Genomic DNA, 16484 nt, shown 5'->3' with positions numbered 1-16484 from the left:
GCTCGATCACCAAGGCTGGCGATGATCTTTATTCGACGATCGCCGGCAATTTTTCTGCCTCTTCGCTCGCAACCGCAAGCTTACCGTCCTGCACGCTGAGCGTGACCTTGCCGCCCTCGGCCAGCTTGCCGAACAGCAGCTCGTCAGCCAGCGGACGCTTGACGTTGTCCTGGATCACACGCGCCATCGGACGTGCACCCATCTGCGCATCGAAACCGTGCTCGGCCAACCAGCGCCGCGCATCGCCATCGACATGCAACGCGACGTGTTTCTCGTTGAGCTGCGCTTCGAGTTCGATCAGGAACTTGTCGACCACCCGCAGGATGTGTTCGAAGTCGAGCGCACCGAACTGGATGATCGCGTCGAGGCGATTGCGGAACTCCGGCGTGAAGCTGCGACGGATGACTTCCATCGCATCAGTGCCGTGATTCTGCTCGACAAAACCCATCGAGCGCCTTGCCGCCTGCGCCGCGCCGGCATTCGTCGTCATCACTACGATCACATTCTTGAAGTTCGCTTCGCGACCATTCGTATCGGTCAACGTGCCGTGATCCATGACCTGCAACAGGATGTTGAACACGTCCGGATGCGCCTTCTCGATTTCATCCAGCAACAGTACACAATGCGGATGTTTCGTGATCTGCTCGGTGAGCAAGCCGCCTTGGTCGAAACCGACATAACCCGGCGGCGCACCAATCAGGCGCGATACCGAATGCCCCTCCATATATTCGGACATGTCGAAGCGCACGAGTTCGATACCGAGCTGCATCGCGAGTTGCCGCGTCACTTCGGTCTTGCCGACACCGGTCGGGCCAGCCAACAGGAAACTGCCGATCGGCTTGTTCGGATCGCCGAGACCCGAGCGCGACATCTTGATTGAACTCGACAATGCCTCGATCGCCGCATCCTGGCCGAATACCACCATGTTGAGGTTACGCTGCAGGCTCTTTAGTACGTCCTTGTCGGAGGCCGAAACCTGCTTCGGTGGAATGCGTGCCATGCGTGCGACGATCAGCTCGATCTCCGACACATCGACGATTGCCTTGCGCTGATCGGGCGGCAACAAACGCTGTCTCGCGCCGGCTTCGTCAATCACGTCGATTGCCTTGTCCGGCAACAGACGATCGGCAATATGCTTGACCGAAAGATCGACCGCCGCCTTGAGCGCATCGAGCGCGTATTCGACTTTGTGATGTTCCTCGAAGCGCGACTTCAGGCCCTTCAAAATCTCAAGGCTGTCGGCCAGCGACGGTTCGACAATATCGATTTTCTGGAAGCGGCGAGCCAGCGCGCGATCCTTCTCGAAGATGCCGCGGTATTCCTGGAACGTGGTCGAACCGATGCAGCGCAATTCGCCGTTGGCGAGTACCGGCTTGATCAGATTCGACGCATCCATCGTGCCGCCCGAAGCCGACCCGGCGCCGATGATGGTGTGGATTTCATCGATAAACAGGATCGCGTTCGGTTCTTTCTTGAGCTGCGCCAGAACACCTTTCAGGCGTTTTTCGAAGTCGCCACGATATTTCGTGCCCGCCACGAGCGAGCCCATGTCGAGCGAATAGATAATGCAGTCGGCCAGCACCTCGGGCACTTCTTTTTCGACGATGCGTTTCGCCAGACCCTCGGCTAGCGCGGTCTTGCCGACACCGGCTTCGCCGACGAACAACGGATTGTTCTTGCGCCGACGGCACAGCACCTGGATCGTGCGCTCGATTTCTTCAGCACGACCGATCAGCGGATCGATCTTGCCCTGGCGCGCGAGTTCGTTGAGGTTGCTGGCAAATTCGTGCAACGGATTGCCACGCGCTTCATCGCCACCATCGGCTTCGCGGCCGGCTTCGCCGCCGGGCTGCTGGTTCGAATCCTGGCCAATTTTCGCGATGCCGTGCGAAATATAATTGACTACATCCAGCCGCGTGATTTCCTGCTGGTTGAGGAAATACACGGCGTGCGAATCCTTCTCGCCGAAGATCGCAACCAGCACGTTCGCGCCGGTGACTTCCTTTCGTCCGGAAGATTGCACGTGATACACCGCGCGCTGCAGCACGCGCTGGAAACCCAGCGTCGGTTGCGTATCGCGTTCATCCTTGAGCGGCAACAGCGGCACGGTTTCGGCAATGATGCCTTTCAGCTCCTTGCCGAGCTTGACCAGATCGGCGCCGCTCGCACGCAGCACGGCGATGGCCGATGGATTTTCCAGCAACGCCAGCAGCAAGTGCTCAACGGTCATGAATTCATGACGCTGTTCGCGCGCTTCCTTGTAGCAATGGCTGATGGTGAGTTCGAGATCTTTACTAAACATTTCAGTTTTCCTTTGGCGGAAAATGCACTGACGTGTAAATGGGGCTGGTTGATTCTTTTGCTAGGCCTTTTCCATATTGCACAACAAAGGATGTTGGTGCGCACGTGAAAATTCGTTGACTTGGGTCACTTTGGTTTCCGCCACTTCGCGCGTATACACACCGCAAATTCCCTTGCCGCGCGTATGCACGTGCAACATCACTTGCGTCGCGCGTTCGCGATTCATGCCGAAGATACTCTCCAGCACCGTAATCACGAAATCCATCGGCGTGAAGTCGTCGTTCATCAACACCACCTGGTATAACGGCGGGCGTTGCAGCTCCGGGCGAGATTCCTCGACCGCGAGTCCGCGTTGGTGGTCCAATTGCTGGTCAGGTAGTTGTGCCATGCGTCTTTCTTACTCACTCTGGTGGCATTCGCGATGTTCCGATTATACCGCTGAGTGGTGGCGGCACTGCCGGTCTTCAAGTCGCAAGCTGTCGCAAAAACTGCTGCGACCATCCCCTTTTTGCGGCAGCTTGCAACTCGCTCTCGTGTAACATCATTCTTTTGGAACGTGCAAACTCGATGAATGACTCGAGCAACCCCAGCGCGCCGGATGTCGATACGGTCTGGCGCCCGGATGTAACCGTTGCCGCCATCGTGCCACGCGGCGAAACGTTTTTGCTGGTCGAGGAAATCATTCGTGGCAAACTCATGCTGAATCAGCCGGCTGGGCATCTTGAAGCAAACGAGTCACTGCCGACCGCCAGCGTTCGCGAAACGCTTGAGGAAACCGGCTGGGAAATCCAACTCGACGCCTTGGTCGGCATTTATCAATGGACTGCGCCCGACTCGGAGCTCGGCTTTCTGCGTTTTACCTTTGCAGCGCACGCGCTACGGCATCATGCCGAGCGCGCACTCGATGCCGGCATCGTACGTACGCTGTGGCTCACGCGCGACGAAATCGCTGCCGAATCCGCGCGCCTGCGCAGTCCGATGGTGTTGCGCAGTATCGACGACTATCTCGCTGGCAAACGTTTCCCTCTCGACGCCGTGCATGCAATGTTGCCGGCGCCATTGCCACGCGATGCCAGCGCCCCCATTTGATCGCGCATGGATAAAGGTTTGACCATCGTAGGTGTATCCGGCGGCGTGGATTCTTCGGTCACAGCATTGCTGCTGGCGCAGGCGGGCGAAAATGTCGCTGGCATGTTCATGAAGAACTGGGAAGAGGACGAACGCCTCGGGCCATGTCGCGCCGATCAGGACCGGGTCGATGCGGTCGCCGTCTGCGCGCGGCTCGGCATTGCGTTTCACGCACGCAATTTCGCCGCGCAATATTGGGACGGCGTGTTCACGCATTTTCTCGACGAATACCGCGCCGGACGCACGCCGAATCCGGATGTCTTGTGCAATCGCGAGATCAAGTTCAAGACCTTTCTCGACAACGCGCGCGAGCTTGGTGCCGAGCGTATTGCCACCGGCCATTACGCGCGCATCGATTCGATCGACGGACGTTATCGGCTGTTGCGTGGCCACGATGGCAACAAGGATCAAAGTTATTTTCTGTATACGCTCGGCCAGCGACAGCTCGCGGTGACCCGTTTTCCGATCGGCGAATTGCCAAAACCCGAGGTACGTCGTCTCGCGCGCGAAGCCGAATTGCCGACCCATGCGAAGAAAGATTCCACCGGCATCTGTTTCATCGGCGAGCGTGATTTCCGCGAATTTCTCGGCCACTACATCCCGGCGCAGCCCGGTGCGATGCAGACGCCGGATGGCGCAGATATCGGCATACATCAAGGCCTGATGTACTACACGCTCGGACAACGCCAAGGGTTGGGCATCGGCGGTCGCCACGATTCTTCCGGCGCGCCGTGGTATGTCGTCGGCAAGGACGTGGCAAAGAATATCCTGTACGTCGATCAGGGCCAGGAAAGCCATTGGCTCGCCTCAACCCGGCTGGTCGCCGATCAATTGTCGTGGGTCGCGGGCCACGCACCGACGCATGAATTCACTTGCACGGCGAAGACGCGTTATCGCCAACCCGATCAGGATTGTCATGTGCGTGTGAATGGAGATGATTGCGAGGTGGTTTTTTCCTCGCCGCAACGCGCCGTGACGCCAGGCCAATCGGTGGTGTTTTATGCCGGCGACGAATGCCTCGGCGGCGGCATCATCAACGCTACCGACGCCCCGTTCGGCGGGCTGGAGCCAGCGCATGCGTGAGGGCCGAGTCATCGCGCTGGCCGCGCTGTATCAAGCCATCATGCAGGTGCGTGACGTTGCCGCACGTGGTAGCGCGGATGCGGCAGGTGAACGAGTGAGCATCGACAGTATTTTTCGCATCGACGCTGACACGCCTGCAGAAATCTACGGCGGCGTGGCCAATCTGCGGATCGGACTGGAATTGCTGATCGCACAATTGGATGGCCAAACGCGCGATCTCACCGTGACGCGCATGGTGATCAGCATCCTCAAACTCGAGCGCCGGTTGTCGCGGCGCAGCGATATGCTCAAGAATTTACGCGCGGGGATCGAATCCTGCGCGCGTCAGGCCGAGCATCTCGGACCAACCCATGCCGCGGTTTTTGCAAGTCTGTCGAAACTGTATGCCGATAATCTTTCGCGATTGCGTCCACGCGTGGTCGTGCCGGGCAATCCCTTGTATCTGACGCAGACGGCGCGTGTTGAGGAAATCCGCGCATTGCTGCTCGCCGCGGTGCGCGCCTCCGTATTGTGGCGCCAGCTCGGCGGACGTCCGTGGCGCATGCTGTTCCGTCGCCGCGATTACGCGATGCTGGCGCGGGGATTGTTGACTCGCAGCACGCTGGACAACGGTTGAGCCATCCACGCTCGCTGCTGAGTCAAAAAAGCCGCAAATTATTGCCTCTGCAGCGCACAAATTTACCGATCCGGCATTCACGTGCATGCCCGCTTGAGTCATAATATGCAGCTATCCCGCCCGGGTCGCCAACCTCAATTGGCGCGGCATTTATTTCCGCAACTTTCCCTACGCCGACGCTACAGGAGATCAGCATGAGCGATTCGTTTTCAACCAGCACCACCCTCGATGTCAACGGCAAGAGCTACCACATTCGTAGCCTGGCCAAACTCGGCGAGCGTTTCGATATCAAGCGCCTGCCGTACTCGATGAAGATTCTGCTGGAGAATCTGCTGCGCCAGGAAGACGGCCTCAACGTCACCTCGAAGGAAATCGAGGCAGTCGCGAACTGGGAAGCAAAAAAGGAACCTGACACCGAAATCTCCTTCATGCCCGCGCGCGTTGTGCTGCAGGATTTCACCGGCGTGCCGTGTGTGGTCGATCTGGCGGCGATGCGCGATGCGATGGTCAAGCTCGGCGGCGATCCGACGCTGATCAATCCGCTCTCGCCCGCCGAACTCGTGATCGACCATTCTGTTCAGGTCGATGATTACGGCCACGCCAATTCGCTCGATATCAACGGCCAGATCGAGTTCAAGCGCAATCAGGAGCGCTACAGCTTTTTGCGCTGGGGCCAGAAGGCGCTCAACAATTTCAAAGTCGTGCCGCCGAACACGGGCATCGTGCATCAGGTGAATCTGGAAAATCTCGCCCGTGTGGTGATGACCGAAGAAAAAAACGGTGAGTGGTTTGCGTTCCCGGATACCGTGTTCGGCACCGATTCGCACACCACGATGATCAACGGTCTCGGCGTACTCGGCTGGGGCGTGGGTGGTATCGAGGCAGAAGCGGCGATGCTCGGCCAGCCCTCGTCGATGCTCATTCCACAGGTGGTTGGTTTCGAGTTGCGCGGCAAACTGCCGGAAGGTGCGACCGCGACCGATCTCGTGCTCACCGTCACGCAGATGCTGCGCAAGCACGGCGTGGTCGGCAAATTCGTCGAATTTTTCGGTGAAGGTCTGGAGCATTTGCCGCTGGCCGATCGCGCGACGATCGCCAACATGGCGCCGGAATACGGCGCGACTTGCGGCATCTTCCCGATCGACAAGGAATCGCTGAACTATCTGCGTCTGTCGGGTCGCCCTGAAGAACTCATCACGCTGGTCGAAGCCTACGCCCGCGTCCAGGGCATGTGGCATGAGGCCGGCCACGCGCATGCCGAATACAGCGCCACGCTGCAACTCGACATGGCGAGTGTGAAGCCGTCGCTGGCTGGCCCAAAGCGTCCGCAGGATCGCGTACTGCTTGAAGACGTCAAGAAAAATTATCAGGAAGCCGTGCTCGAATTGACCCACGCACGTCACCCGAAAACACCGGCCGAAGATCGTTTTGCGAATGAAGGTGGCGGCACTGCGGTCGGCAATGAAGCCGTCAATCCGTCACCCGTGAGCAAGTGTGAAGTCAACGGTGAAGCGTTCGACCTGCGCGACGGCGCGGTCGTCATCGCAGCGATCACCTCGTGCACCAATACCTCGAATCCCGCGGTGATGCTGGCCGCCGGTCTGCTCGCGCGCAATGCGGCGGCGAAAGGTTTGAAGGCGCAGCCGTGGGTGAAAACCTCGCTCGGGCCGGGTTCGCTGGTGGTGACGGATTATCTGAAGAAAGCCGGCCTGCTCACTGAACTCGAAAAGCTCGGATTTTTCCTGGTCGGTTACGGCTGCACCACATGTATCGGCAACTCGGGTCCGCTGTTGCCGGAAATCAGCAAGGGCATCGCCGATGGCGAGCTGGCGGTTGCGTCGGTGCTCTCGGGCAACCGCAACTTCGAAGGCCGCGTGCATGCCGAGGTGAAAATGAATTACCTCGCCTCGCCGCCGCTGGTAGTGGCGTATGCGATCGCCGGCACGGTGAATATCGACATGACCACACAGCCGCTCGGCATAGGCAGCGACGGCACGCCAGTTTTCCTCAAGGATATCTGGCCGTCGAACAAGGAAATCGGCGATTTCATCGCCAAAACGATCGGGCCGGAAATGTTCAAGCAAAACTACGCTCACGTGTTCGCGGGCGATAGCCGCTGGAACCAGATCGCCTCACCCGATGGCGATATTTACCAGTGGGAAGATGCGTCGACCTATATCAAAAATCCGCCGTACTTCGATGGCATGAGTCTGGAAATCGGCAAGATCGAGGACATCCACAGCGCGCGGGTACTTGGCCTGTTCGGTGATTCGATCACGACTGATCACATCTCACCTGCCGGCAATATCAAGAAGGATTCGCCCGCCGGCAAATACTTGATCGGGCGTGGCGTGGAACCGGTCGATTTCAATTCCTACGGCTCGCGCCGCGGCAACGACGATGTGATGGTGCGTGGCACGTTCGCCAATATCCGCATCAAGAACCGCATGCTCGGCGGTGAGGAAGGCGGCAACACGATTCATTATCCGAGCGGCGACAAGCTCGCGATCTATGACGCCGCGATCCGTTATCAGCACGACAAGGTGCCGCTGGTGGTGATCGCCGGCAAGGAATACGGCACCGGCTCGTCGCGCGACTGGGCGGCCAAGGGAACGATGTTGCTCGGCGTGAAAGCCGTGATTGCGGAAAGTTTCGAGCGCATTCATCGCTCCAATCTGGTCGGCATGGGCGTGCTGCCGCTGTCGTTCCTGCCGGGTGAAAATGCGCAGAGTCTTGGCCTGATCGGCGACGAAGTTTTCGAAATCGCAGGCCTGCATGACGGCGCCGCCAAGCAGGTGGAAATCGTCGCCACCGGCAGCGCTGGCGAAAAACGCTTTACCGTGCAGGTGCTGCTGCTGACGCCGAAAGAAGTGGTGTATTACCGTCATGGCGGCATCCTGCCGTATGTGTTGCGCCAGCTCGCGAAATCGCCGAGCGATGCTGCTGGCAAGGCCGCATGACGATCGTCGTATTGATCTGATCCAACCCAGACGCCCGGCAAAACCGGGCGTTTTTTATGCGTGCGAAGATCGAACTTGCTCGGCGTACAAAAATCGGGTTCGTGGCGCGGCATTCTTCGCTGCAGCGCGCCTTGTAGGCATTGTGCTGCTGTGCTCAAATCGAACGCATGTTCGGAATACGGTGTTGGAGCCGTATTTGCGTGATATTCCAAGCCATCCAGGAGATGCGTTGATGAGTGCTGAAAAACCTTGGCTCGCCAGTTATGCCCCGGGCGTGCCCGCCGAGATCAACGCGGACGAGTTCAGTTCGATCCCGGCCGTATTCGCAAAATCCTGCGCGCTATATCGCGACCGACCCGCGTTCTCGAACATGGGCAAAGTGCTCAGCTATGGGCGGTTGGATCAACTCAGCATGCAATTTGCGTCATTCCTGCGCAACACGCTGAAGCTCGAAAAAGGCGATCGCATCGCCTTGATGATGCCGAATCTTCTGCAATACCCGATCGCGATTTTCGGCGCGCTGCGTGCCGGGTTGATCGTGGTGAATACCAATCCGCTGTACACCTCGCGCGAACTCAAGCATCAGCTCAATGATGCCGGTGTCAGCGCCATTCTGGTGCTGGAGAATTTCGCCGCGACCGTAGCCGAAGTGTTGCATGAAACTCCGTGCAAACACGTGATTGTCACCCGCATCGGCGACATGCTGGATTTTCCGAAATCGCTGATCACCAATTTCGCGGTCAAACACATCAAGAAAATGGTGCCGGCGTTTGCTATTCCGCACGCGATTTCGTTCACCTCGGCGCTTGCCTCAGGCGCGCGCCAGAGCTTGCCTGCGGTCGAGATTGCGGCGAATGATGTCGCTTTCCTGCAGTACACCGGTGGCACCACTGGTGTGGCCAAGGGCGCGATGCTGACGCACCGCAACCTGGTCGCCAACATGCAACAGGTCGGCGCATGGTTCAAATCCGTGGTGGTACTCGGTGAGGAAATAATGATCACTGCATTGCCGCTGTATCACATCTTCGCGCTGACTTGTAATTGCCTCGTGTTCATCAATTTCGGTGGACTGAACGTGCTCATCACCAACCCGCGCGACATGCCGGGTTTCGTCAAGGAATTGAAAAAGTCGCGTTTCACCTCGATCACCGGTGTGAATACATTGTTCAACGGTTTGTTGAATACGCCAGGTTTTGATGAAATCGATTTTTCCACTTTGCGCACGTCCTTCGGCGGCGGCATGGCGGTGCAGCGCGCGGTCGCCGAGCGCTGGAAAAAAACCACGGGCTGCATCCTCATCGAAGGTTACGGCATGACCGAATCCTCGCCCGTTGCCACCGATAATCCGATGAATGCACTCGAGTACTCCGGCTCCGTCGGACTGCCAGTGCCATCGACCGAACTTTCGATTCAGGACGATGACGGCAAGTTGCTGCCGCAAGGCGAGAACGGCGAGATCTGCATCCGCGGCCCGCAAGTGATGAAAGGTTATTGGCAACGGCCCGAAGACACCGCAAAAAGCATTACTCCCGATGGCTGGCTAAAAACGGGCGACATCGGCAACATGGATGCACGCGGATTTTTCTTCATTGTCGATCGCAAGAAAGACATGATCCTGGTGTCGGGCTTCAACGTGTATCCAAACGAGATCGAAGATGTGGTCGCACTGCATCCGGGTGTACTCGAAGTCGCCGCCGTCGGCGTGCCGGACGAAAAATCCGGCGAGGCGGTCAAGCTTGTCGTAGTCAAGAAAGATCCCAACCTGACCGCCGAAGACCTGCGTGCACACTGCAAGTTGTACCTGACCGGATACAAATTGCCGAAAGTGATCGAGTTCCGCACCTCGTTGCCAAAAACCAATGTCGGGAAAATCCTGCGTCGCGAGTTGCGTGATGCGCAGCCGGTGGGCGGGTAATCGTGCCAGCGCAGCTGTACGCTTCACTCATTCGTTAACTTTGTTAGATCGTTTAAGCACACAAGCTCCTGCTGCGATTCGCAATCGGGCTGTCTGCCTAGGCGTGAGATTTTGTGCCACACCTGAATTGGCAAGATAAGTACGCGTAAAGCTTTCGTCCAGCCTCGTCAGCTGCATTCGAATATATCGACCACGCGCTACTTTGGAAGAAAACAAGCAACAACATTTCATATAGAAAGCGCTAGCTATGACTATGCCTAGACGTGTAACCAGCGGTGACTAACTTCTGTAGACAGTTCTTCCACGCCGCGCAAGCTAGCTTATCGGAATGGCGCATTCATAAAAATCATCTGGTCGCTACTCATGAAAGCATTTTTTATGGAAGGTATTCGCGACGATTCAGATAAATCGCTGCGCGTGATTCTTCGCACGCAAGCCAAAGTTAGATTACTTTTCGCTGTGCCAGTCGTCGCGATCAACCTTGTATTGCTTTTGCTGACGGCAGGTAGTGGATCAGTTTTTCATTACGGTCTGGCTAGCGCCTGTTGCGTATATGCTGTAACGCCTTATTTGACTATTGCTCCCAGCTCGACCAATGTACTCAAATGGCTTCTGATCGCTACCGCAATCCTGGATCCTTGGGTGTTATCGTTCTGGATAGTATTGACCGGAAATTACGGTAGCCTGATCGCAGGCTTCTATCTGTTCACAATGGTTGGGTTCGGCTTTCGCACCGGACGTCGCTTGATGCATTTGTGTCAGGCAGCCGCTCTAATCGGGTTTGCAGCAGTTTTCGTATTCGACCCCTTGTGGCAGCGAATGCCGATCATATGGTTGACCTTGGCAATGCCTATGATCGTGGTGCCGGTGTACGCCGGCAGGTTAATGACCGTTTTAAGAGAAGCGCGAGTCTCGGCTGAAGAAGCACGTGCGCTAGCGGAGCAAGAAACACGCGCCAAGTCAGACTTGCTGGCAAAAGTGAGTCATGAACTGAGGACGCCTTTGACGGGAATTGTCGCGACAGCAGAGTTACTCGGAAATGAACATGCATCGGACTCACGTGTCGCTCACCGCGTCGAAACAATTCTGGCACTTTCCAGCAGTTTGCTGAGCGAGATCAACGATTTGCTCGACCAAAGCAAGTTTGACACTAAGCATGCAGTATTAAATCCCGCCGCGTTCGACCTGACTGAGCACATGCCTCAGTTGTGTCGCACGTTCGAGACAATGGCACATCAAAAAGGATTATCGTTCCGCCTTGAGCTCGACAGTCAAATTGTCGACCCAATCGAGATCGACGCGCATATGCTTGATCGGGTGTGTCTAAACTTGGTGGGAAATGCAATCAAGTTCACCGACCAAGGCAGTGTGCACGTCGGTATCGACTTGTTGCACAAATCAGATACGCATTATCGTTTGGTGTTCAGCATTGCCGACACCGGCATCGGCATTCCCGAATCTTTTCGCAAAAATATTTTCCAAGCTTTCGAACAGGTTGATCAAGGCAAGCAAAGGCGTTTTGGCGGAACCGGCTTGGGCTTGGCGCTATCCAAGCGTGTTGTAGAGCTCATGGGCGGCGCTCTGCAATACTCGAGCACGCTGGGCCAAGGCAGCAGATTCTGGTTCGAACTCAACGTGCCCCTCGCTGATGCGCAGTCCGCGCAACCCGATCATGAGGCCGAAGCCGTTTTAATATCGCCGCAAAGAATTCTAGTTGCGGATGACAACGAAACCAACCTCATGCTCATCAAGGAGATGCTGGAGATCGACGGTCACGTAGTCACAACCTGTACTAGCGGTATAGGAGCGCTGGAATATTTAAACAAGCAGGCATTTGACGTGCTTCTGCTCGATTACAACCTAGGTGACATGGATGGTGTACGGGTACTTCAAACTTATCGGTTCGGAAGAACGCACACCGCACCAACAATATTCCTCACCGCAGACGCGACCCCCCAAACGGCTGCTCGACTGTATGAGGCTGGCAGCGCCGCGATCCTCTACAAGCCCATGAATCTCACTGTCATACGCAAGGCTCTGATGGATCTCGATGACTCATTCGGTAAAGATGCCGAAACTGAAGGCAATGAGATTGGACCCGAAATGATGTCAACACCGACTCGACGGGCAGTCAAGCCAACGCTTAGTGTTGTTCCCGTGTATGCGCTCGACGCAGATACGCTAGACGGTTTGAGATCGATGACTAGCCGCCCGGAATTTTTACCAGCATTACTGGCGTCAGCAGAGCGCGATATCCGTCGCTCATGCCAGTTGCTGACTGAATCGCTGGCACGTAAAAACTACGTACCGATAAGGGACACCGCGCACGCGTTAAAAGGCGTTTGCATCAACGTCGGTGCAATGCGACTCGCCGCCATCGCTGCTAGCCTTATGACGATATCCAGTGATGAGATTGAAAGGTCGACAGAACGGCTATCTGCAGACGTACAAGACGCGCTGCAGATTACCGTTCTAGCTTTGCAGAAAGCCGTCGGACTGGAAGTTTCCGCAACATCAACCGGCAACACGCGCTCTTTGCATGTCGATTAACATGTCCATTACACGCAAATGTGGCGCCGAAAGATTCACCGCAGTTTCCGCCCACTCTTCGACCACAATGCGAAGCTCTTCGTAGCTCAATGCCGCCAATCGGTGTCGACTGCGCTGCAGCATCAACCGAGCGATTCGATGACGGCTGTGTTCGGCTATGAATTTCTCGACCGCGACCTCACCCTCGCCTCTGGCGCAAATCTCGTCTACGACACCCATCGATTTCAATTCGGTCGCAGCGTACATTTTGCCATTAGTCATCATGCGCTCGGCAGCGTGCACACCAATTCGCCGCGCGAGCAGACTCATGCCACCGGTACAAGGGAAAAGACCAAAAAGGATTTCCGGAAATCCGAATTCGCTATGTTCCTCTGCAATGATGAAATCGGCCGCAAGTGCGGATTCGAATCCGCCACCGAGCGCACGCCCCTGAATCAATGCAATCGTCGTCGCATCTCGATTTAACCGTGTAGCTAAATCGTAAATCATATCGGCGCATAGCATCGAGTAATCCAGCAAACCTTTCTTGTTACGTTGCCGAATACATTCGCGAAAGTGAGAAAGATCGCCCCCCAGACTGAAATACTCGGGATGGGCGGATTTCACTACCAGATAATGGATCGGCTGCCTGACACCATTGCTGATCCAGTTGCCACCAGCTGATTCGACGCTTTTGTATAGTGTGCACAGGTCGCGCAACAAATCGGGAGAAAAGTATTGGCTTCGGCCAGCAGAAGACTCCGCCATCGTGATCCAGAGAACATTGTTCTGGGTCGCTTTGAAGCTGGCGCAGACATGTGTAAGCGGAGACGGAGAAATATATTCGAGAACGCCCATACCAATGATCCTTTATTCACAGCCACGGGAGTGTGGCGGTTGAATTGTAACGATCAGAGTGCTTTGCGCGTGGCTTCATCTTCTGTGGAGACAATTAGCGCCACATTGGTACCGCCAAACCCGGCCGAGAGAGACAAGGCATTTTTGACTACGTGTCCCATGATAGGCATATTCGCTACGTGGTTTAGCTCACAGGCCGGATCGATTTCATCCAAGTGAGCCGTAGCCGGGAGAAAGGATCGGTTTATCGCCGTAATTGCTACGGCCAACTCGATTGCACTCGCGGCTCCCAACAGATGTCCGTGGATGCCCTTGGTGGAACTGACTGGGACACGGTCAAACACATCGTTGATCGATCGGACTTCAATGGGATCACCACCGCCAGTTGCGGTTGCATGCGCGTTTAGATAGCCGATGTCTGCAGGCGCGAGATTGGCATCCGACAGGGCAGCGCGCATCGCGGCAACCTGTCCGCCGCTGGCGGGAGATCCGATATGGTAGCCATCAGATGCAATGCCGTAACCAGAGAGACAGCAATATGCTTTTGCGCCACGCCGAATTGCGTTTTCGCGAGATTCAAGCACAAAAAAAACCGCGCCCTCGCTCAATACCAGTCCGGTGCGATTCTTTGAAAAAGGTTTTGAGCTACGAGCTACGTCGACTGGATCAACCTCCGCCAACGCACGTAATCCGCCCCAAGCCGCCATAAACGCTGGCGCGAGCGCGGACTCGGAGCCACCCACCAGCGCGACATCGAGATAGCCATCACGAATCGCGCGCCGCGCGTCACCGATGGCGGCGCCTGAAGACGTGCAGGCACTGCTGTGTGTCATGACTGGGCCAAGAATTTGATGCCGAATCGAGAGTTGTCCAGGTGCCGCATTCAACATGCAGGCCATCATCGTATATGGCCTGGAGGTCTGTTTACCGTCGACGTAAAACTGTCTAACCCAGTCATGCTCCGTCACAACTCCGCCAGCAACGGAACCAAAATACAACCCTGCGCGCTGACCGTACTGCGCGAACTGTTCCAATCCTGCATCTTGAGTCGCTTCCCGCGCAGCTAGCATGGCAAGTTGCGAACAGCGGTCAAGATAAGGTAGTTCGAGCTTTGTAAATTCCTTGCTGAAATCCCGATCAATAAAACCAACCGGCATTTTCTTTTCAAGCAATAGCGAGTGCCATAAACGAATTCCTGAAGTATTAGTTTCAAGATTCGTCGCTAACTCAAATATATTCAAACCGATAGGCGATATAACGCCCATACCTGTTATGACGACATCGCGCGAGACCGGCATATCTAACCTTTGTTTGCAGCTTGATTACGGTCGATCAGTGCCATGATATCGCCAACCTTCGGATTTGAAGGCATCGAAAGATCCTTCAATTTTATTCCAAGACGATCTTCAATTTCCAGCATAATATCCAGCATCATTATCGAGTCGATGCCAAGCTCCTTCAGCGAAGACTCTTGCGTTACTTTTTCTGTAGGAACATCGAAATGCTCTGCCAGAAAATCTTTGAGCATAGCCTGAATTTGTGTGAAATTTAGGTCGTTTGTCATTTGCTCGGAATTTTTCTATTGGGCTGAAATGATATCGATCTAACAGGTTATTGAGAAACGATTTCGAAACCAAATTCCTGAGAAAAGAAATTCGTAACCAACTGTTATTTATGTTGTTAATAATACAATGCAACAATCGAAGAAAATTTGAAAAATACGAAGCTTTCTTAACAGACTGTTAGATCAGCTTAATAGGTTATATTTTAAGCATCGTCCCGCACACGCGATTTCCGAGAAACCATAAAATCCGAATGAAGCACTTCGACTCATCGCCTAGTTTCGAAAACTGCCACGCGTCCGCGCGGTTCGCGTTATGTGCCATCCCCAACGAGCTACAACGCATCAAAAACTCAAATGGCTCGGCAACAATTCAGCCTGCTGGATATCAATGATGCGGGCTTCATTGGCGAGTAGAGCATCGACGCAAACCGGATCAAAATGCTTGCCTCTTTGCTCACGCACATAGCGGAATGCTTCAGCGTTACTCCACGCGGATTTGTACGGACGCTCGGAGGTAAGTGCATCGAACACATCCGCCAGCGCAACGATACGCGCCGGCAATGGAATGTCTTCGCCCGCCAAGCCATCGGGATAACCCGCGCCGTCGTAACGCTCATGATGGCGCAGCGCTATCAAGGCCCCGATCTGCACGAATCGACTATTGCTGTCGCGCAGGATGTCATGGCCGACGAGCGGATGGCGCCGCATGATGATGATTTCTTCGGGAGTCAGACTGCCGCGTTTGAGCAAGATGGCATCCGGCGTGCCGATCTTGCCGATATCGTGCAACGGCGCCGCGAGCTCAATCATGCGTGCCTCGTCATCAGGCAAGCCTAGTGCCTCGGCAATCAAGCCCACATAACGCGCCATGCGCAGCAGATGAATACCGGTGCCGAAGTCACGGTACTCAATGGCCTTGGCAAGACGAAACAACATTTCGCGTTCGCGCGACTCGACTTCGCTCAAACCCTGGCTAACTTGGCGTTCCAGCGCGCGCGCCCGCTCCTTCACGGATTCGCCCTGACGGCGAATCGCGAGCAGATTACGGCAGCGTGAGCGCAGTTCGCGTGGTCGCACTGGCTTGAGCATGACGTCCATCACGCCGACATCCAGCGCAGCCTGACGCATCGGTTCTTCACCGACCACACTGATCAGGACGATAGGTACATCGCGATGAATCAGCGGGCGGCGAAAACGTCGCGCAAATTCCAACCCGTCCATGCCCGGCATGCGGTAGTCGAGCAACAGCAAGTCAGGCCGATGCATGTCGGCCCAGCGCAAGGCCTCATTGGAATCTTCGAAATCGAAAACGTTCAGATCCGGGCCGATGCCTTCGACAACGTGGCGGAGCATCAATCGGGCCGATTGTTGGTCATCAACGATAAGAACGTTCATAGTCACTCCACGCCGTTCGGCGGCCGCTTTTTCCAAAAATCCGATTCCATCAGCGTAGCGCTATGCGTTCGTCCCGACGCATTATGGTTTGCATCACCATCGCATTCAGCTTACCACAAGAAAAATCTGAATCAG

12 protein-coding genes are annotated in these 16484 nt (G+C 55.7%); 6 read left to right on the top strand and 6 right to left on the bottom strand.

Going from position 1 to position 16484, the window contains the following annotated elements; genetic code table 11:
- Positions 1-28 precede the first annotated feature (28 nt).
- Complete coding sequence (gene clpA, locus ELE36_RS09200) at positions 29-2302, bottom strand: ATP-dependent Clp protease ATP-binding subunit ClpA (protein WP_129832782.1); 2274 nt, start codon at positions 2300-2302, stop codon at positions 29-31.
- A 60-nt stretch (positions 2303-2362) separates the two neighbouring features.
- The gene (clpS, locus tag ELE36_RS09195; protein WP_129832781.1) at positions 2363-2689 is read right to left on the bottom strand and encodes an ATP-dependent Clp protease adapter ClpS; all 327 of its coding nucleotides are present in this window, start codon (positions 2687-2689) and stop codon (positions 2363-2365) included.
- 179 nt (positions 2690-2868) lie between these two features.
- Here clpS and ELE36_RS09190 point away from each other — a divergent pair, with 179 nt between their 5' ends.
- From ELE36_RS09190 to ELE36_RS09165, 6 genes are all read left to right on the top strand, one after another.
- Entirely contained in the window at positions 2869-3390 is a 522-nt protein-coding gene (locus ELE36_RS09190) for an NUDIX hydrolase (RefSeq protein WP_129832780.1), read from the top strand.
- A gap of 6 nt (positions 3391-3396) precedes the next feature.
- On the top strand, positions 3397-4512 hold the full coding sequence (gene mnmA, locus ELE36_RS09185) for a tRNA 2-thiouridine(34) synthase MnmA (RefSeq protein ID WP_129832779.1): 1116 nt from the start codon (positions 3397-3399) through the stop codon (positions 4510-4512).
- Positions 4505-5128, top strand: coding sequence for a high frequency lysogenization protein HflD (gene hflD, locus ELE36_RS09180; protein ID WP_129832778.1), 624 nt, complete (start codon positions 4505-4507; stop codon positions 5126-5128). The genes mnmA and hflD overlap by 8 nt, the downstream gene beginning before the upstream one ends.
- A gap of 194 nt (positions 5129-5322) precedes the next feature.
- Positions 5323-8088 (top strand): aconitate hydratase AcnA, encoded by a 2766-nt coding sequence (gene acnA / locus ELE36_RS09175; RefSeq protein ID WP_129832777.1) that lies wholly within the window; start codon positions 5323-5325, stop codon positions 8086-8088.
- A gap of 232 nt (positions 8089-8320) precedes the next feature.
- A complete protein-coding gene (locus ELE36_RS09170) occupies positions 8321-10003 on the top strand; it encodes an AMP-binding protein (protein WP_129832776.1) in 1683 nt (560 codons plus the stop codon).
- A 363-nt stretch (positions 10004-10366) separates the two neighbouring features.
- Positions 10367-12553 carry an ATP-binding protein gene (locus tag ELE36_RS09165; protein WP_129832775.1) on the top strand — a complete coding sequence of 729 codons (2187 nt, stop codon included), beginning with the start codon at positions 10367-10369 and terminating at the stop codon, positions 12551-12553.
- Here the strand turns inward: ELE36_RS09165 and ELE36_RS09160 are convergent.
- The 4 genes from ELE36_RS09160 to ELE36_RS09145 form a co-directional block, all read right to left on the bottom strand.
- Positions 12518-13390 carry a crotonase/enoyl-CoA hydratase family protein gene (locus tag ELE36_RS09160; RefSeq protein ID WP_129832774.1) on the bottom strand — a complete coding sequence of 291 codons (873 nt, stop codon included), beginning with the start codon at positions 13388-13390 and terminating at the stop codon, positions 12518-12520. The genes ELE36_RS09165 and ELE36_RS09160 overlap by 36 nt on opposite strands.
- Positions 13391-13443: 53 nt before the next feature.
- Positions 13444-14688, bottom strand: coding sequence for a beta-ketoacyl-[acyl-carrier-protein] synthase family protein (locus tag ELE36_RS09155; protein ID WP_129832773.1), 1245 nt, complete (start codon positions 14686-14688; stop codon positions 13444-13446).
- A 2-nt stretch (positions 14689-14690) separates the two neighbouring features.
- Positions 14691-14954, bottom strand: a complete 264-nt coding sequence (locus ELE36_RS09150) for an acyl carrier protein (protein WP_129832772.1) — start codon at positions 14952-14954, stop codon at positions 14691-14693.
- A 342-nt stretch (positions 14955-15296) separates the two neighbouring features.
- The gene (locus ELE36_RS09145; RefSeq protein WP_129832771.1) at positions 15297-16349 is read right to left on the bottom strand and encodes a response regulator; all 1053 of its coding nucleotides are present in this window, start codon (positions 16347-16349) and stop codon (positions 15297-15299) included.
- Positions 16350-16484 lie beyond the last annotated feature (135 nt).

The sequence above is a fragment of the Pseudolysobacter antarcticus genome (assembly GCF_004168365.1).
In the GTDB taxonomy this organism is placed as follows: domain Bacteria; phylum Pseudomonadota; class Gammaproteobacteria; order Xanthomonadales; family Rhodanobacteraceae; genus Pseudolysobacter; species Pseudolysobacter antarcticus.
Note: the sequence above shows the minus strand (reverse complement) of the source record. Positions and strands in the feature narration are given on the sequence as shown.

Coding starts and splice junctions, on each gene's coding strand:
- mnmA (WP_129832779.1), top strand. CDS start 3,397: ATGGATAAAGGTTTGACCATCGTAGGTGTATCCGGCGGCGTGGATTCT.
- clpS (WP_129832781.1), bottom strand. CDS start 2,689: ATGGCACAACTACCTGACCAGCAATTGGACCACCAACGCGGACTCGCG.
- ELE36_RS09155 (WP_129832773.1), bottom strand. CDS start 14,688: ATGCCGGTCTCGCGCGATGTCGTCATAACAGGTATGGGCGTTATATCG.
- ELE36_RS09190 (WP_129832780.1), top strand. CDS start 2,869: ATGAATGACTCGAGCAACCCCAGCGCGCCGGATGTCGATACGGTCTGG.
- ELE36_RS09145 (WP_129832771.1), bottom strand. CDS start 16,349: ATGAACGTTCTTATCGTTGATGACCAACAATCGGCCCGATTGATGCTC.
- ELE36_RS09165 (WP_129832775.1), top strand. CDS start 10,367: ATGAAAGCATTTTTTATGGAAGGTATTCGCGACGATTCAGATAAATCG.
- ELE36_RS09150 (WP_129832772.1), bottom strand. CDS start 14,954: ATGACAAACGACCTAAATTTCACACAAATTCAGGCTATGCTCAAAGAT.
- hflD (WP_129832778.1), top strand. CDS start 4,505: ATGCGTGAGGGCCGAGTCATCGCGCTGGCCGCGCTGTATCAAGCCATC.
- clpA (WP_129832782.1), bottom strand. CDS start 2,302: ATGTTTAGTAAAGATCTCGAACTCACCATCAGCCATTGCTACAAGGAA.
- acnA (WP_129832777.1), top strand. CDS start 5,323: ATGAGCGATTCGTTTTCAACCAGCACCACCCTCGATGTCAACGGCAAG.
- ELE36_RS09160 (WP_129832774.1), bottom strand. CDS start 13,390: ATGGGCGTTCTCGAATATATTTCTCCGTCTCCGCTTACACATGTCTGC.
- ELE36_RS09170 (WP_129832776.1), top strand. CDS start 8,321: ATGAGTGCTGAAAAACCTTGGCTCGCCAGTTATGCCCCGGGCGTGCCC.